This is a genomic window from Neptuniibacter sp. QD37_11, assembly GCF_047778105.1.
Taxonomy (GTDB): domain Bacteria; phylum Pseudomonadota; class Gammaproteobacteria; order Pseudomonadales; family Balneatricaceae; genus Neptuniibacter.
On record NZ_CP180552.1, the window covers coordinates 635,095 to 661,012 of the forward strand.

Here is a 25,918-nt window from a genome sequence, read left to right on the forward strand (position 1 = left end):
TTGAAAGTGATTTTTTGTACTCAAATGTTTCCATCAGATGTGGATGGTGAAGCATTGATTAGTGGGATGATAAAGAACCCCTATAATCAAATTATGTCGGTTTCTAATGTTTTAGAATCTGTTGATGTAATAACAACTAGTGATGAAAAGTTTCACAAAAAAACAAATGATATGGATGTGTGGGGTATCGGTCTGGCTCCACTTAAAGGTGTTTTTAAATCTACCATTTTTGAATTTAAAATATTACTGCAAATTCTATCTATATGCCGTAATAAAGAGATTGATTTAATTCATATACACCATCTAAATATTCCACTTTTGTTTTTATTTAGGTTTCTAGGTTTTTTTACTTCTAAAATTGTTTACACAGCGCATGGTACATCTACCCCTGAGCTTAATGCAGCGAGACAAGGTAGCAAGTTGAAACACAATTTATTAAGAATTAATGGATTGGTGCAACACTTTATAGATCGGCTGTGTTGGAGCTTGGCTGACCTAGTGATAGTGCCTAGTGAGTTCCAATTAAAAGAAATGAGGACGCTTTACAATGTTCCTGATCAAAAATTAGCAGTGGTTTATAATGGTTATGATGAAAAGCTCTATTTTAGAGACGATGGTTATAGAAAAGAAATTAGAAAAGAACTTTGCATAGATGATAATGTGAAGGTGCTTCTCTTTGTGGGGCGTGCTGCTTCAAAAAAAGGTATTGTAGAATTAATTAAGACTTGCGATAAACTTAGACAAATAAGACAGGACTTTGTTTTGGTTCTTGTTGTTGGCTATATTGGTAGGCAGTCTGAATACCGTGATCTAGTCAGTAATATGGCTGCAGATAGATCATATGTATATTATTATGAATCAATAGAAGAAAAAATATTACCTAAATATTTTAATGCTGCAGATATATGCATTTTTCCTTCAGTAGGCTATGAATCTTTACCTACAGTAATTTTTGAGGCAGCGGCTTGTGAAAAAAATATTGTTACTCAAAATGCTTGGGGTATTCCTGAGGCTATAAAGGGTCATTTTATACAAGAAAATGAAATTGCAAGTCATAGTTTTGATTATTTACTTAATGACTTAATCGATTATCCAACGGTCGCGCCTGTAAAATATGAAAACTTCCAAAAATTTTCTTGGGGTGCAGGAAAGCATAAACTTCTTAAAATATATAACGAAGTATTGAATAAGTAATGAAAAATATATTGATTCTTGATGTAGCACAGCAAGGCAACTCTGGCGATGATATAATGCAGCAAACGTTGGTTGATTTGACCAAGAAGTATGGTTGTGTAGAACCTAAGTTAATGACTTATTTTGGTTCAAACGAATTTGAAATTGCTAAAAGTGAATTTACTTTCTATGAGCATGAGCTAGATGTATCAGTAATTCATGGTGTAGCCTCTACTCATGTACTGTCCTCACAAACATCTGTTTTCTTATTGTTTAAGCGACTCTTATCTGTTTTAAATGTTTTCTTGTTTTGTCTTTTAGTTAAGGTAGGTTTAGGTAAGGTATATTCAAAAATATTTATGAATGATATGCAGAGACATGCTATTAATGAAATTTTGAATGCGCACCTTATAATCTGGAATGGACGAAATTTTAGAGGTAGTGATCGTGGAGGCATGCGTGAAGCATTGAAAGTGGCTGAATTGTGTTTAAACCCGCTTGTTTGCATGGTTCTCAATAAAAAGATGGTCAATTTAGGAAGTTCTGTTTGGAAATTGAAGTCTTTTTTTAGTAAATGGATTTTAAGCAAGCTTATTCATTCATGTGAAACCTTTTACGTTCGAGAAAACACGTCGCTAGAATATTTGGTCAGAGAGTTTCCGTCTCATATCGCTGGTAAAGTTAAATATATGCCAGATTTATCTCTTTATACTTTAAGTAAGTCGCGTCCGAAATTTGTCATCACAGATAAAGACAGTAAGACTGTTGGTCTTACATTAGTGGGCTGTTTAGAAATTGGTGACAAAGATAAATTTCAATATTATTTGAATACGCTTTCTAAAGTTGTAAGTTATCTAGGTAAACTGAATTATAAAATTGTAGTCGTTCCTCAGGTTACTTACTCCCGTGAACCTTACAGTGATGCACTAAATTTTTTGCAAATTAATAACCCCGAAGTAGATATAAAAGAGCTTGAGACTGATGGAAAAATTGAAACCTTACTAGCTTGTTACTCTAATTTGGACTTTTTAATTGCATCACGAATGCATTCGGCTATATTTGCTTTGTCAGTTGATACGCCAGTCTATGCTATTGCTTATGATGTTGGAGCAAAATGGTCAATTTTAAATGAAATAGGATTAATGGAAGAGCATTTAACCTCCCCTGAAACTTTAAATTTCTCAAGAGTTATTGAATTTATTGATCTAAATTCTAAGTTACCTATTGATAATAAAAATAAGCTCGAAGAAAAAAGTCTATTAATTGAGAATGTGTTTGCTGAAGAGCTTGCATGAGGATTTTGCATTGAAAATTTTTCTAATAATTCCATCTTTTAGAGGAGGTGGTGCAGAGAGAGTGTTTATCGATTTGGCAGATTTACTGTCTAGATCAAACTATGAAGTTACGCTTGTTTCACTGTCTGGAGAGGGAGAGTATTCAAATTCATTACCTGAAGGGCTATCAGTTAAAGTTTTGGGAACCGGAGGGGTGAAAAACAGCTTCTTTGCTTTGGTTAAATTATTAAAAAATTGTGATCCAGATATTATCATTAGTGCCCTTACTCATGTGAATATTGCTGTTGTTATAGCTAGTTTCATGGCTAAAAGTAAGGCTAAGGTTATAGTAACAGAGCATAACCCATATTCTATTGAGAAACGCGCTCTTTCTTTACCTATCCGTTTTGCTCTATTTATTGGTTGTTTTTGTACTTACAGGCTAGCTTCTAAGGTCGTTGCTGTATCTAAAGGGGTAAAAACAAGCCTTATTAAAGCTCTGCATCTTAAGCCGGAAACTATTAAGGTAATTTATAACCCTATAAATATCGATAGAGTGCGAACTCTTGCTGCCTCAGAGATATATGCTAAACAGGATATCCCAACTTTAGTAACTATGGGCCGTTTAGTCAGGCAAAAAAGACACGATGTTTTATTGAAAGCTTTTGCGCGGGTTTGTACACAACAAAAACCCATGAGACTCTTGATTTATGGTGATGGACCGTTGTTATCGGAGTTAATGGATTTAGCAGAACGCTTACATATTAAAGACAATGTACAATTTTTAGGGTTCGCGGATAACCCTTTTAGTGCAATTGCTAATTCTGATGGGTTTGTATTGTCCTCTGAATTTGAAGGATTTGGTAATGTATTAGTTGAAGCTTTAGCACTCGGAATTCCAATCGTATCTACCAATTGTGAAGTTGGACCGGCTGAAATACTTGATAATGGTAGGTATGGCTTGTTATCAAAGGAAGGAAGCGTAGAATCTTTTGCAAATTGTTTGGAGACATTAATATTCAATCATGATTTTGATAAGCTTAAATTACAAAAACGAGCTGAACAATTTAGTCCAAATCATGCTCTTGAAAACTATCAATCACTTTTTAAAAGTATGAATATCGACGGATAATTTTTTGTGAAAATATTACATATTATTTCCTCGCCAGCTGCGGGTGGAGCAGAAGTATTTGTAAAGGATTTGTCTAAAGAGCAAGTTGCCAAAGGAAATGAGGTCGTTATTGTCTTTTTGGAAGATGCTTATGAGTCCAATAGAGATATTGGTTATGAAGATAAGTACCTTGCTGATCTTTCTTCTATTGGTATAGAGGCTATATTTTTAGGTCCTAGTGCTAGAAAAAAGCCTTGGCTGGCAATACTCAGACTCAAGCGGATATTGTCATTATTTAAACCTGATATTTGTCATGTGCATTTGTATTGGGGTTTGTTATTTTTAGTGTTTATTAGAAAGAAATTTAAAGTCATCTATACACACCACAATATATTACTTCGATGCAATCCTTCTTTTTATTTTCTTTGGAACCTTAAAGTAGATCGTTATGTAGGGATTAGTCGTGCTTGTTTTAATCTTCTTGATGCTGTTGCTACTAAACCAATCGATTTGATATATAACGGTGTATCAAAGGATAGAATGGTTCTAAGTAGGCAGAGAAGTTTCAAAAAGTCTAATGATCAAGTTATAAAATTAATTGCAGTTGGAGCTCTCACTAAACAAAAGAATTATACCTTGATGCTCTCTTCATTGAGTCAAGTTGTTGAGTTCAATTGGATTCTAGAAATTGCTGGAGAAGGACCTCTTAGAAAACAACTAGAATTGGAAATTAAAGATCTCAAATTGGATGGCAGGGTTACCTTACTAGGTAATGTAACTAACATACCAGAAATATTGAATGAAGCTGATGCATATCTGATGAGTTCATCTTGGGAAGGCCTGCCAATAGCCTTGATTGAAGCAAGTATGTCTGGTTTGCCTGTTCTGGTTACTGATGTTGGTGGTTGTGCTGAGGTTGTCAACCTGTTAGACAATGGAACTGTTGTTCAACAATTAAACGTTAAAGATTATTCTGCAAAGCTAAAAGATTTTCTATCAGATAAAATATCATTAGCTAACTACAGCCATAATAGCCTAAATAAAAGTGATCATCTTTCTATTGATGTATCCGCTTGCTTACATGAAAAATGCTATTTTGAAGCATTGAATAGTAATTGATCATATTATTATGGTGTTAGAGATCAAAAAAATATTTTTACTATATGTTTCGTATTTGATTTTAAGATTGTTTTAGTGCGATTTTAATATTTATTTTGAATCTAATGGTTTTTTGATATAAATGATCCGTTTTTGCATATTTTGTACTGTTCGATATATTTTTCATAAGAAGTGCTGATTTTGGCTAGAAGTAAAAAAGTTATTCTTTTTGTAGTTAATTCGACAGAATTCTTTTTGTCGCATCGTTTGCCTATAGCCGTAGCGGCAAAGAAAATGGGTTTTGATGTACACATAGCATCTTCTACAGGGAAGGGTGTAAAGCAGATTACTGATTCCGGTTTTACTTTTCATCATGTCTCATTTAGTAGGAGTGGTCAAAATGTATTACGGGAATTGCAATGTTTTCTGTGTCTCACTAAGCTTTTTATAAAGTTATCACCTGATTTGGTTCACCTTATTACAATTAAGCCTGTTTTATATGGAAGTATAGTTGCTAGATTAGTGGGTGTTAAGTCAGTTGTATGTGCCATATCTGGCCTGGGCACTGTGTTTCAAAATACTAATATTTTTGCGCGTATCCGTCGTTGGATTGTCTGTAAACTATACAAATCTGCATTCAAGCATCCAAACTTGGCAGTAATCTTCCAAAATCCAGATGATAAAAATTTATTATTAAATGTAAGGGCGTTGACAGCTGAACAGACACGTATGATTAGAGGTTCGGGGGTCAGCTTATCTAGTTATCCTTACATTAAAGAACCTGAAGGTGTGCCTGTTGTGGTTATGGCAGCGCGTTTGTTAAGGGATAAGGGCGTTTTCGAGTATGTAGAAGCTGCGCGTATTTTAAAAAAACGTTGCGTGTCAATTGATATCCGCTTGATTGGCGATATTGATTTGGGTAACCCTACGAGTATAAATAACGATATTCTTAGCGAATGGGAAAATGAGAATATAATCAATGTATATGGATTTAGAAGTGATATTGCCACCCAATACTCAAATGCAAATATAGTTTGTTTACCATCATACAGAGAAGGTTTACCTAAAAGTTTAATAGAAGCAGCTGCCTGTGGTCGAGCAGTCATCACTACTGATGTCCCAGGTTGTAGAGATGCAATTGTCGCAGGCGAAACAGGGATTTTAGTTCCTGTTAAAGATCCACTTGCGCTAGCTGATGCTATTAACTGGTTAATAGATACACCTGAACAGCGCAGGAAAATGGGGAAAGCAGGAAGGCTACTTGCTGAGAATGAATTTAATATAGAAAATGTTATAGATAAGCATATGACTATTTATCAGGAGCTAATAAGGAATGTCTGATAAGTTAAATGTATTAGTTACTGGTGGAAGTGGATTTGTTGGTAACGGTTTATTGGATCGATTAAGTAGGTCTGATGAATGTGAAGTATTAGCAGCCACTAGATCTGGTTTCTTAGCTTACCCTTCGATTAGACTAAGTGATTTTACTGGTGAAACTGATTGGTCTGATGCGTTAAGTGGTATAGATGTGGTTATACATGCTGCAGCTAGGGTACACCTAATGGAAGATAATGAGGTTAATCCATTGGAGGCATACCGACTTATAAATGTAAAGGCTACAATGAACCTTGCAAAGCAAGCTGTCCAGGCTGGAGTAAAACGGTTTATCTTTATAAGTACAATTAAAGTAAACGGTGAAAATACTAATTTAGCTAATAATATCACAGCTGATGATCATCCGTGTCCACAAGACTTTTATAGTCAATCAAAATGGGAGGCGGAAAAAAATTTACTATCCCTTAGTAGGGATACTGGAATTGAAGTAGTAATTATTAGACCACCATTAGTTTATGGTCCGAACGTAAAAGGAAATTTTAAAAGCTTAATAAATATATTAAGAAAAGGTATCCCCCTTCCTTTAGGAGCGATAACCAATAAGCGTTCACTCGTGTCTTTAGAAAATTTAGTTGATTTGATTGTTGTATGTATAGATCATCCCAAAGCTGCGAACGAAGTCTTTCTTGTAAGTGATGGTGAAGATATATCTACTACGGTTCTATTAGAAAAGGTTTCTAAATGTATGGGCATTCGTTCTCGATTAATACCTGTGCCAGTTGTATTTTTAAGGATAATTGCTACTTTAATTGGAAAAAAACAGTTAGCTGATCGATTATTAGGGAGTTTGCAAGTAGATATTTCTAAGACACGTTTATTGTTAGGGTGGAATCCACCGCTCACGTTAGACGAAGGCTTAGCACTATCTATTAAAAATGAAATTGGTTAACTGTGATTCTTTAGTGGAGGTTATGTGATTAGATTTCTTGATGTTTTATTTTCCTTTTTCGGTTTGTTAGTTTTATTCCCAGTTTTATGTGTTCTTACAATCGTGGGATACTTAAGTTCAGGCTCGCCGATATTCCTTCAAGAACGAGTGGGAAGAAATAAAAAGAAATTTATTTTAATAAAATTCAGGACTATGAAAAAGGATACTGAATCAGTTGCAAGTCATTTGGCTGATTCTGAGTCTATAACTAAGTTCGGTAAATTCTTGCGAAAGACAAAATTAGATGAACTTCCTCAACTTTGGAATGTGCTTAAGGGGGATATGAGCTTAGTTGGACCTCGGCCATGTTTATTTAATCAAGAAGAATTAATAGATGAAAGGGAACGATTGGGTGTGTTTGTAGTGCGCCCGGGTATTACAGGTCTTGCTCAAATAAATAATATTGATATGTCTACACCAAAGTTGCTAGCAAAAACTGACGCATCTATGATTTCAAAAATGAATTTTACCAAATATTTTTATTTTATATGGCTAACAGCAATTGGCAAGGGATCTGGTGATGGTATTTTATGATGTTTTTGCATAATTATGGCGGTGGTAAGAGGGTATCTCCTTGATAAGTTTTGTATTAGGTTTGTCTCGTAATAATAAGAGACTTTTCTTTGTTATAAGCGATACTATATTTCTTACTTTTTGTTGTTATCTCAGCTTTGCTCTTAGATATGGGGAAATAACAGCCAATAATTTTTTACATTGGCCTGCATATATTTTAGCGCCAATTGTCTCTATACCTGTTTTTGTACGTTTGGGACTTTACAGGGCTGTTGTCCGATATATAGGAAATAAAGCATTATGGGCAGTTGTTAAATCAGTGTCGTTAGCCGTTTTAATTTGGGCTACTGCTGTGCATTTGATGGGTTTACCTATAAGTGTTCCTAGATCAGTAATATTCATTTATTGGTTTGTTGCAATTGTAGCTGTTGGTGGAAGCCGGATGTTTGCCAGATGGTTAATTTTACACAAATTGCCTGGTGGAGAGCAAAGAAAGTTGTTAGCAAAACCAGTAGTTATTTATGGAGCGGGTGCTTCGGGGAGGCAGCTAGTTGACGCACTGTATCATGCTGATGAATTTTTACCTGTTGCATTTATTGACGATAATAAAGCTTTGCAGGGGTTGGATGTTAGCGGTGTAAGGGTTCACCCTGTTAATCATTTATCAGAGATCATTGAGAGATTTGAGGTAGATACGGTATTACTTGCAATCAACTCAATCGGCCGTTTAAGAAAAAAAGGCATCATTAAGCTTCTTGAGCCTTATGCTGTAAATGTTATGACAATACCTGGAATGTCAGACATTGCATCGGGTAAAGTGAGAATTAGTGATATTCGTAGAATAGAAATAAATGATATTTTAGGTAGAAGAGAAGTAAGTCCAGATTCAAGCCTACTTAAAGCAGACATTAATAAGCAGAATGTAATTGTCACGGGTGCTGGAGGCTCAATAGGTTCTGAGTTAAGCCGTCAGATTATAGTTCAAAAACCAAATTTGCTAATATTGTTCGAACAATCAGAATACGCACTTTATAAAATAGAATCAGAGTTACGAGGGAAATGTTCCGAGTTGGGTATAAGATTAATTGCTGTGCTTGGTTCAGTTCTTGATAAAGCTTTAATGTCTAAGATTGTGAAGTTGTATTCAGTAGATACTTTTTATCATGCAGCAGCTTACAAGCATGTGCCAATTGTTGAGCTTAATATGGTTGCAGGTATTAGGAATAATATATTTGGCACATATGCTACCGCCGAAGTTGCGATAAAGCATAATGTCAAAAGCTTCGTATTAATATCGACAGATAAAGCTGTGAGACCTACAAATGTTATGGGGGCAAGTAAACGGTTTGCTGAGTTAACTTTGCAGGCATTATCCAGCCAACAAGAAAACACTAGGTTTGCTATAGTGCGCTTTGGAAATGTCCTTGGTTCTTCAGGGTCGGTGATTCCATTGTTTGAATCTCAAATCGCATCTGGTGGACCAGTAACTGTAACTCATCCAGATATTACTAGGTATTTCATGACTATTCCAGAAGCTGCTTCTTTGGTCATTCAGGCAGGAGCTATGGGTAATAGCGGTGATGTTTTCGTACTAGATATGGGATCCCCGGTAAAAATTGTGGAGTTAGCTCAGCAAATGATCAAGCTGGCGGGCTATAGTATAAAATCAGAAAATCAGCCTGGTGGTGATATAGAGATATTATTCACTGGATTGCGTGATGGAGAAAAATTATATGAGGAGCTTTTAATAGGTGATAATGTTTCTGGTACCAGTCACCCAATGATATTGAAAGCTGATGAAGTCATGATTAATTATCATGATCTGCTGTTTATCTTAGAAAAACTAGATGAAAGTTGCTCTAAATATGATCATGAAACTATAAGAGAAACCTTGCTTCGACACGTAAATGGTTATCAGCCTCAATGTGGTATTAAAGATAATCTATACCAGTAGTTTATATGCTGCCTTTTTTATAATACGAGCTAGGCAGAATTATTTAGCTCTTAAGATGATTCTTATTTTTATAAGGTTATAATCGGAAATGGAAAGCTACAAAGTAAAAGGTAAAGACCTTACATTGACCTTGCCTAATAATTTGAAAGATTCTTCATTATATTTAGATGAGCCTTTTGTCTTATTTGAAATATCAAATCTTATTAATGAAGAAGCCTATGCTGATCTTGTTCAGGAAATGAAGCTTAAAGATGATTATGACTATGAATTAAAGGGGCAGGGTGGAAAGCTTAGAAGAACAATTGGTGGTCATAATGTTGATAAGCTTACAGCTGGTACATTTAAGAGCTTCTGTTTAGCAATTCTATCTAGAGAATTTTACAATTGGTTTAAAAAAACACATTTGCCGTATTTTGAAACTAAAAAACATCAGGTTTATGTTTTTAATACAAAAAATATATTCTTTCGAATATTTAGGAAGCTTTGTAGGGTGCTTAGGCTGCCGATTAGTTTTTATTCATCTGAAGTAGAGTATTCTATCTTAAATAAGAATAGCTTTATATCTCCTCATACAGATGCTAAAACCAAGAGGCTTAGTTTTGTTTATTACTTAGCAGAAGAAGAATATTGTCCCGATATTAAAAGAAATTTTGGTACTGTTTTTCATAAAAGCCGCCAAGATAAAAAGCCTTGGAGAAGGTTTCATGGTCCGTTACTTGATGAAAATGAAATAGAAGATTTTTATACAGTTCATGAGCCTTTCTATGTTGCAGAATATAGGCCAAATATATGTGCTTGCTTTATAAAGAATGATGTGAGCTGGCATAGTGTTTCAAATATTAAATATGACATTGATAGACGGGTTATTGTAATAAATGTTTATGAATCCTGAAGGTTTAATTAATTAGTGGTTAATTTAGTAGGTGCAAACTATGCTTAATAAAGCAAACTATGTTTCTTTCTTAAAAGAAAATCGAACGGTAGAACAAGCGCAGACTATTTACCAACAAAGAATAGAAGATAGTCGTGAAGTTTTTGATAAGTTCTCTGAAAGCTTCTATATTAGAGATTGTCCATTTTGCGGTTCTAGTTCTTATATAAGTCAGCCTCCTTTTGATGGGCGGTATGGAGTTGCAAAATGTAATAGTTGTTCGTCCTTGTTCGTTAATCCATGCCCACCAATGGAAGCTCTAGATTATTATTATAATAACTGCAAATGTAATCGCCAATTAGGAAGCTTATTAAAATCTAGAGTTGGGCAAAAAGGTATTATTCTCAGTGAGAGAACCGAGTTTGTTTTAGCGTTAATTAAAGGTTTTCTGTCTTATAAAGATGATATCAAAATATTAGAAGTTGGCTGTAATTCAGGTGTTTTTCTGCACGAATTATATGAGATATTAGATTCTGAATCATTGCAGGAACGTGTTGAGCTAGTCGGAATTGATATTGATAAAGAGGCAATTTCCAAGCCAATATCTGATAAGGTTAAGCTTCATCATTCATCAGCAGAAGATTTTACTAAACTTAACTCTAATACATTTGATTTGGTTCTTCACTTTGAGTTGATTGAGCATTTGCAAAACCCATTTCTATTTATGAAATCGATTGCTTCTCTACTTTCAGAAGGCGGGAAAACATATTTTCATACGCCAAATATTTTAGGTTTAGATAACAAGGCGTTAAATTATAATGACTTTAGACCTTTAGCGCATGGTATTTTTCCGCCAATGCATCTTCAAGGTTTCTCAACACAGAATATTGCTCACTTTATTTTGCGATCTGGTTTAAATGTTTCGGATATATCAACACCAGGTAATTTTGATATTGATATTGTCAAAAACTTTGTTGCAGAAGGATCTGAATATTCCGATATTTTAGATATCGATAATAAGGAATATTTAGCTACTATTCAGGGGCTGGTTCGTAAATTGAATGCAAGTTCACATCTCGCTGTGCTTGCTGAAAAATAAACTTCCATTTAAGTATGCTTATTAGCTTAAATATAGACATTAATGGCTTTTATTAGTGTCTATATTTTACCCTGTGGTTTTTTCGTATAAATAATTTGATCATTAAATTTTAAATTATTAACTGATGGTGTGATTGTGATGAAATATTCAGGGGGGAATGGTTTTTCTGTTGAATATAAGTTTGCTGTCTTTGCTTTTATATATACTGTGATTGCTGCATTAGCTTTACAGTTGTTTGTTTTGCCTTTACTACCTTCATTGCATGCCGGAGACGGGTTATTAAAAGGTTCAGACTACTTTGCTTTTCATGTAAGAGCTGTAGAGCTCTTGGGTCAAATTCACGATACAGGATTTTGGAATAATATCGAACTTAGGCCGCGTGGACAAGGATCGATAGCATATGCAACCGTAATTTACATGTTAACTGGAATTAGTAAGCCTTGGATAATAATTCCCTTTAATGCTTTTCTTTTTGCTCTTTCGGTTTATTTTTTGGTTCGATCATTGATCAATTTGGTACCTGTTAAAATTGCAATATTTTCTCTCCTCCCCTTAGTGTTATTTCCAAGTAGTGTTATGGTTTACGGGCAAATTCATAAAGATATTTTTTGCTTGTTTTCTTTTAGCGCAATTGTTTATGTTTATTCTAAAATCTATTTTCAATCAATTACTAATAAAACTGTGTTTTTTGAAGTGGTTTTGTTGACTGTATTGGCAGGGTTATCAGTATGGTTTGTTAGGCCGTATTTGCTTAAGATCTTATTGCTAGGGGGTGGGGTGATATTAGTTGGTGTTGCTTTAAATTTTATAGTGGCGCGTACTTTCGGCTCTTATAGAGAGCTTTTTACTCTAGCTTTTGTTGTATTTATTTTTTTTGCAATTGATAGTTTGCCAACAAATGCAGTTAAGGGCTTTAATGTTAATATTTATGACACAAAAACCGCGGAACTAGATCAGAAAACTGCAAATACTCAAATGGTTAAGGGTTGTAATGTTGATCCCGGTGTTTTTGGATTATCTTTATCAGATAAATTACTTAGTAAACTTTATGATACTCGCCGTAGATTTATGAGTAATCGATCTGCAGGAAGTAATATTGATTTAGATGTAAATTATTGTACATGGACTGATTTAGTGCTTTATACACCCAAAGCGCTCTTGGTAGGTCTTGCAGCTCCTTTCCCCAATACTTGGTTAAGTGAAGGTAAGTCTAATGGTGGTAGTATTAAGAAGGCCCTGAGTAGCATAGAAATGACTGTGGCTTATTTTTCTTTTTTTGGTTTTTTAGGACTTTTATGGGTTAGGGGTGCTAAATTTAAGTTCATATTTAGTTGTTTGACAATCTCTGTACTCACGATATTTGTATATTCCTTGGTCGTAACTAATGTTGGAACGCTTTACCGAATGAGGTTTGCTCCATTGCATATAATAATATCGTTAGGGATTTGTGGTTGGTACTATCTCTATAAATTTAAAACTAATAAGTTTTGTTTGTAAGAGTTTTAATTTTTTAGAACTCTAAAACCATTTGCTAATTATGGTGATCCGAGTCTTTGGTTTTTATGATCACTTTTGATTTTGTTTAATTTTCTATCTGTTATCTATTTTTGTTTGCTTTAGACTTCTGCTGATTTTATTTATAGCCGAGTGAAGCCCTGAAATAAGTTTACGATTAGTTGTAAGGCTCCTATAAATTTATGTGTATTAGGTCAGTTGCTAATCTGGATATTGAGTGTTATGAACGCTTTGTAGATTTGATTGGTTATGTGATTAGTTTTGTGGCTTTTAGATGTTTTTTACCGCTTCTTGGTTTATATGTCAGATTTTAGTATGATTTGCCCTCAAGAACATGAGCTCTAGCTCGTCAGGTAAGAGCGCTCGACTTATAAGTTTACGGATATTAGGTGAACAATATCTGCTTTTTCTAGCATTATCAACGAAGTTTAAAGTATACGCTCCTACAGTGCCCTTTCACTTCGGTCCATATCTAGTTAGAACTAATCTATCTCATAAGTCATAGGCTTTGATCAATCAGATGTAACGGATCGTCACCTTCTAGTCTAAAATCAAAACTTACCTAACTGATAGTCACTAACTAGTTTGTTAAGGGTAAAGATTGCACTGAAGCGTCTATAAGATGGTTAGAGTTGAGTAAAATATTTTTATGCTGTCATAGAATTACAGGTTTACCCGGATGGTGATTCATCACAATTCGGAATTTAATGTCATCATTCATCTCTATTCGAATGAGTTAATAAAAGCCTGGATAAAACTATCATGGAACAAGTAAGGAGCTATGGGCATAAGGAGTTGGTTAATCAGAACACAGAATCCATTAACTGGTTGATTTCAATAGTTGAGATGACGCCGCTGGTTCTGTTGAGTCACTCGCAGAGCTCAGATCAAACCTCTAATATCTTGATGCTATGAGCTAAGTCATACACTGAGGATGACATCAATCCGATTATTTACAAAGATGCCATCAGTTCAAATAGAGTCAACCGATAACCTCTGACTAAAATACGGGAAATGGACCAGAAGATTCTTGTAAAAATCCTTCTTAAGAAACGGAACCTTCATAGAAAGAGTAAGCTCCTACTACCATGCCTACACACCGAAGAAAAAAAGATAACTAGCTCTTAACCTTATATATCCTAGAAACGTAAACAAGACCAATTTCTCTACCTTTCAGCAAGCGACAGGGCGTCGCGTACGAACTTCCTTTCTCCTTACACTACCCTGCCCTGAACGAAATTGGCACTATTCGCAAATCACCAACAGCTCATGATTACCCGTAACTAATCCAATTGAAACAAATATTACGATAGTGCTCTGGTCAGAACACCATATATGCCCATCTGCAATTAAGACCTTCCTATTGAAGTACTGTGAAAAGAAAGTGGAGAAATGCTCAATGCACCGGCTGCTTTCTCGACTATTAACTAGCGAAGCATACGGAGACAGGAGAAATACAGCTTAGAATTAGCGCGAACAGTTCAGGAGGCTACTAGTTGGCTGAGTGGATTCCTGTATAGCCAATCTAGACATGTTTAGGTGGCTGCCAACTCGACACCTTATTCAGATCTAGATCTTTCAATTCTTCCTTTCAATTTGAATGAGTACTAAAGATTTCAGCTTCTTGGCTTCAGTCCTTCGCTAGGCTGGCTTATTAAAACCTCATGATAGGAGTAAGTTTCAGCACGAGATAGATACAGAACCCAGTAAGTAGCCGGAACTGCTTCTATCCAAGAAACAGAAGAGCAAATCTGCCGTAACGGACAAAACAAATATCTCATCATTCCTACCCGAACACTACGAAGAAGTTTGTTAGAGCTTGCTGCACATGGAATTAATTAGATGTCCATTTAGCGCCTAATAGCTTTGCCATTTTTTTACCTTTTCACAAGAAGTGAATCCCTACCTGAATGCACTGAGGAGACTACTATGTCGTTACAGTGTCGTTTCAAGTTCAGCAAGAAACTAATTGATTAACTCCCAATTGCATCACCAGAAAGGGTAAGCAGGGAAGTGGAATATTAGATGAAGCCTTCACCGGGCTACGTCTGACCGAGAACAGAGTAGGAAGAAATCGTTACTTGCTGCGTTGCTTGATCTTTGGTAGGAAGAAAGCCATTCTGATCGGAGAGCACGGGCCATTCGATGTAAAAGAAGCGCGGCTGAAAGCCAATGAGCTCAAAAAGTTGATATCCAACACATTGACCCATAGTAGGCAAGAAATGTTAGGGCTAGCAGTCTTGGCATTACGTCAGTTTGCTGAATAGCGTTTTACCCCTATGCATGCGCCAACAAGCATATAGCGCACAATGAAATAGGCAGTCTCAACAACCATCTTTACCAAATTTCGGGATATTCAAGGCTTCATCATATCATCAAGTGGCCGTACAGAGGCTGCTGGGCAGTAAAAAGGAGTCTAAGCCAGCAACGGGCAATTGGGTATTATCTTTGATCCATCAGATGTTCAGATTGGCTTGTGAGTGTGGTTGCATGTAAACCTACCCACAAAATATATCAAGAAGCTGAAGGGGAGTAATTAACTGATTGTATTATTCAGCAAAGAGCAAGTGGCGCGATTCCTGACAGCATGTGAGAAAGAGGCTAATGCTACCGCCAAATTTTGCTGAAGCTTGCTCTGCTTAGAGGGATGTGTGTTGGTGGGCATGCTGAATGCTAAGTGGAAAGACCTTTAATACACCGATAAGGGAGCAACACTGTTCTTGCCGCATATCAAGGTAGGCTATTCGAGAACTGTACTACTGAATGGTGAAGCTATTTCCATACTCGAAGACCAAAAACATAACAGGCGTTCCGGTAATCCTTAGAGCTTTCCTGAAAGGTAAGACAGCAAATCATGTCTCAGCCAAAGAAAGTCTTCGCTCGAATCAAAGAAAGAGCAGGATGCATGGATCATCTGATAATTCATGATTTGAGACATTCTTTCGCAAGCATAGTGATTAACAATTCAGCAACTTTGTATGAAGTGCAAAAACGACTCGGACAACATAGCTATCAAACACAGGGCAATATGCTCACTTAGCTTCCGAACAGCTCTGAAATTTAAGTGGGTTAGTCAGCAACTTCGTACAGGAGATAAAAGCTGGATAATCAAATAAATCTTGTAGCAGGCAAGCTACCTGCTGCGGGTTCGTTTTTGCTAACAGGTAAAGCTCAGGAATTTATCAGCAAAAGTAAACAAGTAGAAAGGGTAAGGAAATGGTGGGCCTAGCAGGACTCGAACCTGCGACCGATCGATTATGAGTCGAGCGCTCTAACCAACTGAGCTATAGGCCCCAAGAAGGGTGCCCATAATACCGATATGGTTTCATGGGCACAAGAGTTTGATTTAAAAGAATTTACTATTCGTCTAGGAAGCCGCGCAGGTGCTCAGAGCGGCTTGGGTGACGTAGTTTACGTAGTGCTTTTGCTTCGATCTGACGGATACGTTCACGTGTTACGTCGAACTGTTTACCAACTTCTTCAAGAGTGTGGTCCGTATTCATCTCGATACCGAAGCGCATGCGAAGTACTTTGGATTCACGCACTGTCAAGCCTGCTAGTACTTCACGAGTTGCTTCACGCAGACCTTCTCCTGTTGCTGAATCAACAGGGGAAGAAATAGTTACGTCTTCAATGAAATCGCCTAAGCTTGAATCTTCATCATCACCGATTGGTGTTTCCATGGAGATCGGCTCTTTAGCAATTTTAAGTACTTTGCGAACTTTGTCTTCAGGCATTTCCATGCGTTCAGCAAGTTCTTCAGGTGTAGCTTCGCGCCCCATTTCCTGAAGCATCTGGCGAGAGATACGGTTCAGTTTGTTGATCGTCTCGATCATGTGAACTGGGATACGGATTGTACGTGCTTGGTCGGCAATTGATCGTGTAATCGCTTGTCGAATCCACCAAGTTGCATATGTAGAGAACTTATAACCGCGGCGGTATTCAAACTTATCAACAGCTTTCATTAGGCCGATGTTACCTTCCTGGATCAGATCTAGGAACTGTAGGCCACGGTTTGTATATTTCTTAGCGATAGAGATTACAAGACGTAGGTTGGCTTCAACCATCTCTTTCTTAGCTCGCCGTGCTCGAGCTTCACCGATCGACATGCGACGGTTAACTTCTTTGATCTCAGCTAGGCTGATACCAGTAGTAATCTCTGCTTGGATAAGTTTCTTTTGAGCACGTTTAAGCTCAATCAAATTGGTTTTGATCGCTCGAGAGTAATCAGAACCGGACTCGATAACTTCTTTAAACCAATCAGGGTTTGTTTCGTTACCAGGAAATTCTTTGATGAATGTCTTACGTGGCATTTTTGCACGCTGTGTGCAGATGCGCATGATGGTGCGTTCTTGTTTACGAATCTCATCGATAGTATCGCGAACTTGACCAACGATTGCTTCGTAGTAACGAGGAGAAAGCTTGATCGGAGCAAATGCTTCGCTCAGAAGTACTTGGGAATCGCCGAATTCTTTGCTGTCACGACCTTGTTTCTCTAGAGCTAGGTGAAGGGCATCGAAGTGCTCTTTAATTAAGCCAAAGCGGCGAGCTGCTTCTTCTGGGTCTGGACCTTTTTCTTTTTCGTCGTCCTCATCGTCCTCGTCGTCTTCTATCTCGGCATCTGGATCCGTAATAGTCGCAGTCGGGATTTCTTCATCATCGTCTGCATCTATATAACCACTGAAAATGTCGCTTAGGCGACCTTCCTCTTCAGCGGTTAATTTGTATGCTTCAAGGATGGCATCAACTGTGCCAGGGAAGCAGGCTACGGCAGACATTACTTCACGTAGGCCTTCTTCAATGCGTTTTGCAATGCTGATCTCGCCTTCACGAGTTAAAAGCTCAACAGTACCCATTTCACGCATATACATGCGCACTGGATCGGTTGTACGGCCAGCATCTGACTCTACTGCTGCTAGCGCTGCAACGGCTTCTTCGTCGGCATCATCAGCTGAATCACCTTCGGTCATCAGTAGTGTTTCAGCATCGGGTGCTTCTTCAGACACGGAAATACCCATGTCATTGATCATGCGGATGATATCTTCAACCTGATCTGGATCGGCAATATCCTGCGGTAGGTGGTCATTTACCTCAGAGTAGGTTAGGTAACCCTGCTCTTTGCCGCGGGCGATCAATTCCTTAAGGCGAGACTGCTGTTGCTGAGAAGTATCGGACATAGGACCCTGACTAGAAAAAGTGGATGAAAATCGAGCAGGCCATTATAGCGATGTAGTTAGCAACATGCTAGGGAAAAGGCTGTGCAAGCTAGAGACTGTCATCTGTTAAAAATAGACTGTTTTTCAGCGACTTGCCGAAAATTCAGTGGTTTATGATGCTATATATGGTGATTGGTGGTTTGTTTTTCAAGGGGAGAGATGTTGAAACTGTTATAAGGTTTGCTAAGAGCGGTAATTGGTAGCTTAGGTCTTGCTGGTTGTCTTTAGTTGATTAAGTTGGTGCATAGATTCAACTAGTTTTATTTTCTCTTCTTTGGAAAGGGTGTGCTTCTTCTGCAGAAGTGAGATCTCTTGTTCTAATGCCTTTAGTGTTAGACCATGCTGAGCATCTTTAAGGTAGGCTCGGGCGATCTCTTCGGAAGTGATTTCTAAAGAGGTAGATATTTCGTAAAGTTCAACGATCGTTTGCGAAAGGGTTTCATCTTCACGCCAGTCGACAACCAATTGTCCAAGTGATGCGGTTGGGTTTTGTTTGTAATAGGTCACTAACTGAGCCAAAAGCTTAGAATTTACGTCTGTATTGCTCTTGAGTGTTTCAGGAAATTGGTGCTCTGACGCCAGTTGCGGATAGTGAAGTAATAGGGCGATCAGTTTCTGTTCGAAAGACAGTTCGCTGCTATTATTGCGAGGGCTGCGAAATTGTTTCTTTCTTGGTTGGTATTGGGTGCTTTCATGGCTATGGGCTTCGTAGCTATGACCTTCGTTGCTATAATTGGCATAGTCGTAGGGTTGCGAATCTTCATAGTTTGATGATTCAGAGTAGTCGTACTCTGAAACTGCAGCGGGGGCTGGTCTATGTGTTTGTACTGACTCGTGAAAGTTAACCGTAGTTTGTATCTGTTCAAGCGAAAGGTTGGTTAATTCACAAATTCGGTCGAGCATCATCTGCTGCAACAAACTCGGTTTCATTGAGTTTATTGCAGGTAGTACTTCTGTACTGAATCTAGCACGACCATCCATGCTGTTTAGGTCAGCTTGTTCAGAGTGGCTATTAAAGAAAAACTCGGAAAGTGGTAAAGCGCTATCTAGTCGCTCCGTGAAGGCGAGAGTTCCTTCTTGGCGTACTAGGCTGTCCGGATCTTCGCCGTCAGGTAAGAAGAGAAAGCGGGCTTCTTTACCATCTTCGATAACCGGAAGTGTTGTTTTTAGTGCACGCATCGCGGCTTCTCGCCCGGCATGATCACCATCGAAGCAGAATATAACTTCAGGGACGAGTTTGAATAGTCTTTCTAAGTGTTGTGCGGTTGTTGCTGTACCTAGTGTTGCTACAGCATAGTGAATGCCAAACTGTGCGAGGCCAACTACATCCATATAGCCTTCAACAATGATTAAGCGTTCAAGCTTGTTGCTGTGTTTACGAGCTTCATAAAGCCCGTAAAGTTCTCTGCTCTTATGGAAAGTCGGGGTTTCGGGGGAGTTTAAGTATTTGGGTTTGTCATCGCCCAGTACGCGCCCACCAAAACCTATTGTACGGCCTCTTTGATCCCGAATCGGGAACATTATTCGATTGCGGAAGCGATCATAATGGCTATCACGATCTTCGTTGTGTATCAGTAACCCGGCTTCTTCTAATAGCTTTTGATCTGCATCGCTTTTGCCTAGGTGTTTAAGGATGTTATCCCAGCCAGAAGGGGCAAAGCCGATGGAAAATGCTTTGGCTGCTTGGCCTGTCAATCCTCTCGTTTGCAGATAGTTGACGGCATCTTGTCGCGTGTTGTGGCTTTTAAGCTGATCTTCATAAAATTGAGCGGCATTAGCTAATAAATCGTATAGTTTTTTAAGTTGCTGCTCTTTTTCGCGCTGTTGGGGATTGTCATCTTTAGGGACTTCCATGCCTGCGGCTTTGGCGAGTTCTTCAACAGCTTCAGGGAAATTTAGATTTTCGTATTCCATTAAAAAGCTAATGGCATTTCCACCTGCGCCGCAGCCGAAGCAGTAATAGAACTGTTTTTCTTGGTTGGCGCTAAAAGAAGGTGTTTTTTCTTTATGGAACGGACAGAGGCCTGAGTAGTTTTTTCCAGCGCGCTTTAGTTTTTGGACACGACCATCTAGCACATCAATAATATTGATGCGGGCAAGCAGGTCGTCAATAAAGCTTTGGGGTATACGTCCGGCCATTATCGTTGCAGCTGAAAGGGTCTCAGCGGCAGTTTAACTGGATAATTGAGACTTGACGAGTTTGGATACTGTTCCCATGTCGGCGCGACCTTGAATTTGAGGTTTAAGGATTCCCATAACCTTGCCCATGTCTTGCATGGATTGTGCGCCGGATTGCTCTGCAGCTTGTTTAACGAGGTCTGCAATTTCCTCATCAGTTAGCGGTTGCGGCAGGAAAGTTTTAATCACCTCCAGCTCCTGTCGCTCAGCATCTGCAAGATCCATGCGTGCCGCTTCTTCAAATTGCGAAATCGAGTCACGGCGCTGCTTAGACATTTTGTCTAGCACCGCCAGTACTCTAGTGTCATCCAGTTCAATGCGTTCATCTACTTCGATGCGCTTTAGTTCGGCTAGCATCATGCGAATAGTTTTTAGGCGCTCTTTTTCTTTAGCGCGCATTGCAGCTTTCATCTCATTAGTGATTTGCTGCTTCAACTCTGACATGACTAACCTTCCTCTGGATGGGATCTAAATCGCGTGGATTAGTATAGGCGAACGCGACGAGCGTTTTCGCGAGATACTTTTTTAGCGTGACGTTTTACAGCTGCTGCTGCTTTACGCTTACGAACAGATGTTGGCTTCTCGTAAAATTCGCGACGACGAACTTCAGCTAGAATACCTGCTTTTTCGCAAGAACGTTTGAAACGACGCAGAGCTACATCAAATGGCTCGTTTTCTTTAACTTTTACAGCTGGCATGTTTGAACAAACCTTAAATTGTTTAGTTAATCCACAAAATTATCTCGCCAAAAAACAGACGGTTTTATGGCAAGGCGCAAAATTCTATTCGTTTCACATAGTGAAGTAAAGCAGATAATCGGTTTGTTGGGTATTTTCGGTGCAGGTTTTAAGGGGGGCAGGTATAATAGCCGTCATCATGTTAGTGAAGTGAGTAAACGATGCGCGTACTGGGGATTGAAACCTCTTGTGATGAGACAGGAGTAGCAATTTATGACAGTGAAAAGGGTCTGCTTGGTGATGCTTTATATAGTCAGGTGAAAATGCACGCTGAGTACGGTGGTGTGGTACCTGAATTGGCTTCTCGTGACCATGTACGTAAGTTGCTGCCTTTATTGGACGAGACTTTTGCCAAAGCAGGCCTTCAAAAAGGGGATGTAGATGCTGTTGCTTATACATCCGGACCAGGTCTTATCGGAGCGTTAATGGTTGGCGCTTCAACAGGCCGAGCTATTGCATTGGCATGGGGTAAGCCGGCAATTGGTGTGCATCATATGGAAGGTCATTTACTCGCGCCAATGCTGGAAGAGAATCCACCCGAGTTTCCGTTTGTAGCGTTGCTGGTTTCCGGTGGGCATACCCAACTCGTTCGTGTTGATGGTATTGGTCAATACGAGTTATTAGGGGAGTCTTTAGATGATGCCGCGGGTGAGGCTTTTGATAAAGCAGCAAAAATGCTCGGTTTGGATTACCCGGGTGGGCCGCTAATTGCTAAGCACGCACAGCAGGGTGATCGTCAACGTTTTCGTTTTCCACGTCCAATGACAGACAGGCCGGGCATGGATTTTAGTTTCTCTGGTTTAAAGACCTTTACATTAAATACAGCTAACGATCATCGAGACGCTGACGGCAATATTGATTCTCAAACAGTATGTGATATCGCTGCTGCATTTGAAGAAGCGGTTGTTGATACTTTGGCAATTAAGTGTCGCCGTGCTTTGCAGGCTACCGGGTTTAAGCAGCTGGTGATTGCGGGCGGTGTAAGTGCTAACCAGCGTTTGCGCGAGCGCTTAGAAGTCATGGTTGAGAAAGAAAGGTCGGAGTTGTTTTATGCCCGTCCTGAGTTTTGTACAGATAATGGCGCGATGATTGCGTTTGCTGGTTGTCAGCGTTTGCTGGCTGGACAGCAAAGTGATCTGGTTATTACTACTAAGCCTCGTTGGCCTTTAGACACACTCGATTCTATTTAAAGTCTAGGTTCTTCACCGTTTAGTAACTTTTTAATATTTTTGCGGTGGCTATAAAGGAGTAATAGGCAAAGGATGGTGAGAGGAAGCGAGTAGCTTGGAGCGATTATCCATGTGAAAACAGGAGTTATTAGTGCCGCGGCAATTGAGGCTAGTGAGGAGATCTTGCTAAGCGATACCGTAATCACCCAGATGGTTAACTGTATAATTGCGATGGGCCAATAAAGAGCGATACAAGCACCAAATGCTGTTGCAACGCCTTTACCGCCTTTCAATGGCGAAAAAATAGGAAAAATATGTCCGGCTACAGCGGCAAGTAAACAGAATGATAGTTCTGTTTGCGAAATCTGCAAAAGTAGCCCAAGGCATAATGCAGCTAAGCCTTTGCTGATATCCCCTAGTAGTGTAAAAAAGGCCGCTTTTCTAGAACCAATTCTGAGCACATTGGTTGCCCCGGGATTACCAGAGCCTCGTTGGCGAGGGTCTGGAAGGTTGAGTGCACGACAAACTAGCACTGCTGTGGGTATAGAACCCAGCAGGTAAGCTAGAAAAATTAGCCCGAAGGCCATTGTTGCCGATTCGGTCATTCGATATCCAAAGGTTGAGTATGGATTTAGTTTACATTCGAGAGTTAGAAGTTGAAACGATTATAGGTATCTATGATTGGGAAAGAGAGATTCGTCAACGAATAAATCTTGATTTGGATATGGGTACTGATATCCGTCAGGCAGCAAATACTGAAGATGTTGATAATACGCTTAACTATAAAACGGTGTCAGATCGATTGATTGAATTTATAGAGCAGAGTGAATTTCAGTTGGTCGAAACCATGGCTGAGCAGATTGCTGAGATCGTGATGACTGAATTCGGTGTGAAATGGCTGCGCTTACGTTTAGGTAAGCCAGGAGCTGTGCCGCAGGCAAAAGATGTTGGTGTTATCATCGAGCGCGGAGTTCGTAGTTAAGATGGCTCAAGTCTATGTCAGTATTGGTAGTAATATCGATAGAGAGCATTATATCTCGCAGGCGCTGGATGCCTTGTATAAGCATTTTGGCGAGCTGAGTATATCTAGTGTGTATGAGAGTGAAGCGGTAGGGTTTGTTGGGGATAACTTCTATAACCTAGTTGCCGGTTTCGTTACTGATTTGCCATTAGCTAAACTATCTCCGTTACTGAAAAAGATAGAAGATGATAATGGTCGTTGCCGCAAGGGGCCGAAATTTAGCGGTCGTACCCTCGATATCGATATTCTTACTTATGATGATTTAGTCGGTATACATTATGGGGTGCAATTACCTCGAGATGAAATTACTAAGAATGCTTTTGTCTTGTGGCCCTTGGCTGAGATAGCAGCAGAGGTGCCTCACCCTGAGATGGGTGTGACATATTTAGAAATGTGGTCTGATTATGATAAGGATCGGCAGAAGTTGTGGCCGATCGACTTTCTATGGCAAGGCCGGTCATTACCTTGTGTGTTTTAAGCTTTAAAAAAGTTAGTGGCTGAATAAGGATTTTCCGCCATCTACCGCGAGCACTTGGCCGGTAATATATTCTGCAGAAGCAAGAAATACTATTGCTTGTGCTATATCTTCCGGTGAGCCTATACGATTCAGTAGCGTCTTATCCAAAATACTTTGCTTCTGATCTTCTTCTAGTTCTTGTTCTGGCCATAAAATTGCGCCGGGTGAAACGCCGTTAACTCTTACCTCGGGTGCTAATTCTTTAGCCAGAGACTTAGTCATCATCTCTAAACCCGCTTTTGCAATTGAATAAATTGGATAGCCGGGTAGCCCACGTTGTGAGTGAATATCGATCATATTGATAATGCAGCCATGGTTTTGACGAAGCAATTTGCTTAGTGAGGCTGTTAGGAAGTAGGGGGCACGAAGATTGGAATTTATTAAGTCGTCCCATTGCTTCTGAGTGCTTTGCTCGATCGGCGTTGGGTAGAAGGATGAGGCATTATTAACCAGTAAATCGAGTTTGCCGAACTTAGCCTTTAAATATTCAGCTAATTGTTCAACTTGTTGCATGCTGTTCAGGTCTGCAGAAAAGATAAAAGCACTGTTCGGGCGTAATTGGTTTAGCTTTTCTTGTAACGCTTTAGCTGCTTTAGTTGAGTCTCGGTAGTGAATGGCTACCGTATATCCTGCTGCATGAAGTGTTGAGGCTGTTGTTGCACCAACTCTACGTGCACCGCCAGTTATTAGTGCCACTTTTATTGCAGTAGTGTTGGTGTTCATTTGATGCCCTTCAGTGATTTTGGTTGCATATATCAAGGCGTAGACGCTGTATCTCTTTGCCCAATTCAGGCCCTTTAAAGCCTTGCTTGATTAGGTTGGCAGGCTGAATTTGGTTTATAGAATCTAATATTCCAGCTAGTGATTTATAGTCAGGTTTTGAGTGCAGAGCATCTACACAAATCAATAGTTTTTCTAAGCGCTGTGGTCGGCGAATCAGGTCAAGGGCTTGGATAGTCTGCAGTCTGTCTTCTGCGGATAACTTATCGAATTGACTAAGGTTCTGGTGCTGTTGTTGACACTGTGAAGCCAGCTCTTTTACCGATTTTTGCGTTCTTAATCGATCGCAAAAAGCGGTCAGCACTATCTCATTATCCAGAGCGGTCAAGCAGGCAAACCGGCAATCAGCATCCTTAGCTGTTTGTGTTGAGCGAATAAAGTTTGTAGCCCAGTCTGGTTTCGATATTGTATTTTTTAGCTCAGGAAGAACTTTTTGTATCGCTTCTGTTTTTTGGAGTAGTTCTAAAAATACCCATGGAGAAGGTTCGGTTAATGCGCGTTCGAACTCTTTCCATACCCTTTCAGGGGTCAGGTGTTCTAACTCATCGCCTTTAGCTAACTCCCTCATTAATGCTAAGGTTTCATCAGCTACGCTAAACCCTAGATGATGGTAGCGCGCGGCAAAACGTGCCACACGCAAAACACGCAGAGGGTCCTCTGAAAATGCCGGGGATACATGACGTAAGATTTTTTGCTTTAAATCTTCCTGGCCCTTGTAGGGGTCATGGATTGTGCCTTGATCGTCCATTGCCATGGCATTAATGGTTAGATCTCGGCGTAGAAGGTCTTCTTCCAAAGAGATTGCTTTATCGGCGTTATATTCAAAGCCGGTATAGCCTTTGCCTGATTTTCTTTCTGTTCGCGCTAGTGCATATTCTTCACCCGATTGGGGGTGAATAAACACGGGGAAATCTTGACCTACAGGTTGAAAGCCTTGTTCGATCATCTCTTGAGGGCTGGAGCCTACAACTACCCAGTCTTTATCGTAAACAGGGAAATCTAATAGCTTGTCTCTAACTGCGCCGCCCACTAAATAGATCTTCATTAAGCTATTTCGCACAGGTCTGGTTGTTCTACGCGCCATGCCTCAAAACCACCATTGATGCTATAGACTTCATCAAAGCCTTGTTCAACTAAGAATTGAGCAGCTTGTTGACTGCTTATGCCGTGATAACAGCATACGAGTAGAGGCTTATCCATGTCGGCTGCAGCTATATAATCATGTAGATTTTCATTACTAAGATTGTAAGACCCACTAATGTGGCCTTGCGCAAAACTGTTGGGATCTCGAATGTCGGCAACCTGGGCACCGTCTTTGATCAACGCTGCTGCTTTTGGAGAATCGATACACTCAAAATGACTCATAAAA

Annotated in this window: 24 protein-coding genes and 1 tRNA gene; 16 read left to right on the forward strand and 9 right to left on the reverse strand. The window is 39.1% G+C overall.

Translation table 11 applies throughout. The annotated features are described in order from the left end of the window. Positions 1-6: 6 nt before the first annotated feature. The 13 genes from ACMXYT_RS02725 to ACMXYT_RS02785 all read left to right on the forward strand — a co-directional run bounded on the left by ACMXYT_RS02725 (position 7) and on the right by ACMXYT_RS02785 (position 15,971). Positions 7-1,194, forward strand: a complete 1,188-nt coding sequence (locus ACMXYT_RS02725; RefSeq protein ID WP_415901092.1) for a glycosyltransferase family 4 protein — start codon at positions 7-9, stop codon at positions 1,192-1,194. After that, entirely contained in the window at positions 1,194-2,468 is a 1,275-nt protein-coding gene (locus tag ACMXYT_RS02730; protein ID WP_415911829.1) for a polysaccharide pyruvyl transferase family protein, read from the forward strand. The genes ACMXYT_RS02725 and ACMXYT_RS02730 overlap by 1 nt, the downstream gene beginning before the upstream one ends. 10 nt (positions 2,469-2,478) lie before the next feature. Next, the gene (locus ACMXYT_RS02735) at positions 2,479-3,579 is read left to right on the forward strand and encodes a glycosyltransferase (RefSeq protein ID WP_415911830.1); all 1,101 of its coding nucleotides are present in this window, start codon (positions 2,479-2,481) and stop codon (positions 3,577-3,579) included. A 6-nt stretch (positions 3,580-3,585) separates the two neighbouring features. Further along, a complete protein-coding gene (locus tag ACMXYT_RS02740; RefSeq protein ID WP_415900109.1) occupies positions 3,586-4,677 on the forward strand; it encodes a glycosyltransferase in 1,092 nt (363 codons plus the stop codon). Positions 4,678-4,857: 180 nt separating this feature from the next. Beyond that, a complete protein-coding gene (locus ACMXYT_RS02745; protein WP_415911831.1) occupies positions 4,858-5,997 on the forward strand; it encodes a glycosyltransferase family 4 protein in 1,140 nt (379 codons plus the stop codon). Continuing rightward, positions 5,990-6,940, forward strand: a complete 951-nt coding sequence (locus ACMXYT_RS02750; RefSeq protein ID WP_415911832.1) for a UDP-glucose 4-epimerase family protein — start codon at positions 5,990-5,992, stop codon at positions 6,938-6,940. Before ACMXYT_RS02745 ends, ACMXYT_RS02750 begins: the two co-directional genes overlap by 8 nt. A gap of 24 nt (positions 6,941-6,964) precedes the next feature. Then, entirely contained in the window at positions 6,965-7,513 is a 549-nt protein-coding gene (locus tag ACMXYT_RS02755; RefSeq protein ID WP_415900112.1) for a sugar transferase, read from the forward strand. A gap of 40 nt (positions 7,514-7,553) precedes the next feature. Further along, positions 7,554-9,446 carry a polysaccharide biosynthesis protein gene (locus ACMXYT_RS02760; protein WP_415900113.1) on the forward strand — a complete coding sequence of 631 codons (1,893 nt, stop codon included), beginning with the start codon at positions 7,554-7,556 and terminating at the stop codon, positions 9,444-9,446. An 88-nt stretch (positions 9,447-9,534) separates the two neighbouring features. Then, positions 9,535-10,338, forward strand: a complete 804-nt coding sequence (locus tag ACMXYT_RS02765) for a hypothetical protein (RefSeq protein ID WP_415900114.1) — start codon at positions 9,535-9,537, stop codon at positions 10,336-10,338. A gap of 40 nt (positions 10,339-10,378) precedes the next feature. After that, positions 10,379-11,416: a class I SAM-dependent methyltransferase gene (locus ACMXYT_RS02770; protein ID WP_415900115.1), complete on the forward strand. Its 1,038-nt coding sequence runs from the start codon at positions 10,379-10,381 to the stop codon at positions 11,414-11,416. Between the two features lie 138 nt (positions 11,417-11,554). Next, complete coding sequence (locus tag ACMXYT_RS02775; RefSeq protein ID WP_415900116.1) at positions 11,555-12,913, forward strand: hypothetical protein; 1,359 nt, start codon at positions 11,555-11,557, stop codon at positions 12,911-12,913. 780 nt (positions 12,914-13,693) lie between these two features. Further along, positions 13,694-13,846, forward strand: a complete 153-nt coding sequence (locus tag ACMXYT_RS02780; RefSeq protein WP_415911833.1) for a hypothetical protein — start codon at positions 13,694-13,696, stop codon at positions 13,844-13,846. 1,990 nt (positions 13,847-15,836) lie between these two features. Next, positions 15,837-15,971: a hypothetical protein gene (locus ACMXYT_RS02785; RefSeq protein WP_415901093.1), complete on the forward strand. Its 135-nt coding sequence runs from the start codon at positions 15,837-15,839 to the stop codon at positions 15,969-15,971. 177 nt (positions 15,972-16,148) lie between these two features. On the opposite strand, the gene ACMXYT_RS02790 is transcribed toward ACMXYT_RS02785, so the two are convergent. The 5 genes from ACMXYT_RS02790 to rpsU all read right to left on the reverse strand — a co-directional run bounded on the left by ACMXYT_RS02790 (position 16,149) and on the right by rpsU (position 21,023). Further along, positions 16,149-16,225: transfer RNA gene (locus tag ACMXYT_RS02790), tRNA-Ile, on the reverse strand. Between the two features lie 65 nt (positions 16,226-16,290). Continuing rightward, the gene (gene rpoD / locus ACMXYT_RS02795) at positions 16,291-18,108 is read right to left on the reverse strand and encodes an RNA polymerase sigma factor RpoD (protein WP_415900117.1); all 1,818 of its coding nucleotides are present in this window, start codon (positions 18,106-18,108) and stop codon (positions 16,291-16,293) included. A 243-nt stretch (positions 18,109-18,351) separates the two neighbouring features. Continuing rightward, positions 18,352-20,286 (reverse strand): DNA primase, encoded by a 1,935-nt coding sequence (gene dnaG, locus ACMXYT_RS02800; protein WP_415900118.1) that lies wholly within the window; start codon positions 20,284-20,286, stop codon positions 18,352-18,354. A 33-nt stretch (positions 20,287-20,319) separates the two neighbouring features. Beyond that, complete coding sequence (locus ACMXYT_RS02805) at positions 20,320-20,769, reverse strand: GatB/YqeY domain-containing protein (RefSeq protein WP_415893415.1); 450 nt, start codon at positions 20,767-20,769, stop codon at positions 20,320-20,322. A 38-nt stretch (positions 20,770-20,807) separates the two neighbouring features. Next, positions 20,808-21,023, reverse strand: a complete 216-nt coding sequence (rpsU, locus tag ACMXYT_RS02810) for a 30S ribosomal protein S21 (RefSeq protein ID WP_275814767.1) — start codon at positions 21,021-21,023, stop codon at positions 20,808-20,810. A gap of 200 nt (positions 21,024-21,223) precedes the next feature. Between rpsU and tsaD the strand changes: the two genes are divergently transcribed. Then, positions 21,224-22,252 (forward strand): tRNA (adenosine(37)-N6)-threonylcarbamoyltransferase complex transferase subunit TsaD, encoded by a 1,029-nt coding sequence (gene tsaD, locus ACMXYT_RS02815; protein WP_415900119.1) that lies wholly within the window; start codon positions 21,224-21,226, stop codon positions 22,250-22,252. Here the strand turns inward: tsaD and plsY are convergent. Continuing rightward, positions 22,249-22,836 (reverse strand): glycerol-3-phosphate 1-O-acyltransferase PlsY, encoded by a 588-nt coding sequence (gene plsY, locus ACMXYT_RS02820; RefSeq protein WP_415900120.1) that lies wholly within the window; start codon positions 22,834-22,836, stop codon positions 22,249-22,251. The genes tsaD and plsY overlap by 4 nt on opposite strands. A 20-nt stretch (positions 22,837-22,856) precedes the next feature. Between plsY and folB the strand changes: the two genes are divergently transcribed. Further along, positions 22,857-23,213: a dihydroneopterin aldolase gene (gene folB / locus ACMXYT_RS02825; RefSeq protein ID WP_415900121.1), complete on the forward strand. Its 357-nt coding sequence runs from the start codon at positions 22,857-22,859 to the stop codon at positions 23,211-23,213. A gap of 1 nt (position 23,214) precedes the next feature. Continuing rightward, positions 23,215-23,730: a 2-amino-4-hydroxy-6-hydroxymethyldihydropteridine diphosphokinase gene (gene folK / locus ACMXYT_RS02830; protein WP_415900122.1), complete on the forward strand. Its 516-nt coding sequence runs from the start codon at positions 23,215-23,217 to the stop codon at positions 23,728-23,730. Positions 23,731-23,742: 12 nt separating this feature from the next. On the opposite strand, the gene ACMXYT_RS02835 is transcribed toward folK, so the two are convergent. Genes ACMXYT_RS02835 through glpE form a run of 3 tightly spaced genes read right to left on the reverse strand, consistent with a single transcriptional unit; the run spans position 23,743 to position 25,914 of the window. Beyond that, a complete protein-coding gene (locus ACMXYT_RS02835; protein WP_415900123.1) occupies positions 23,743-24,492 on the reverse strand; it encodes a pteridine reductase in 750 nt (249 codons plus the stop codon). 10 nt (positions 24,493-24,502) lie between these two features. Continuing rightward, on the reverse strand, positions 24,503-25,633 hold the full coding sequence (locus tag ACMXYT_RS02840; protein WP_415911834.1) for a hypothetical protein: 1,131 nt from the start codon (positions 25,631-25,633) through the stop codon (positions 24,503-24,505). Further along, positions 25,594-25,914 (reverse strand): thiosulfate sulfurtransferase GlpE, encoded by a 321-nt coding sequence (gene glpE / locus ACMXYT_RS02845; protein ID WP_415900125.1) that lies wholly within the window; start codon positions 25,912-25,914, stop codon positions 25,594-25,596. The genes ACMXYT_RS02840 and glpE overlap by 40 nt, the downstream gene beginning before the upstream one ends. Positions 25,915-25,918 lie beyond the last annotated feature (4 nt).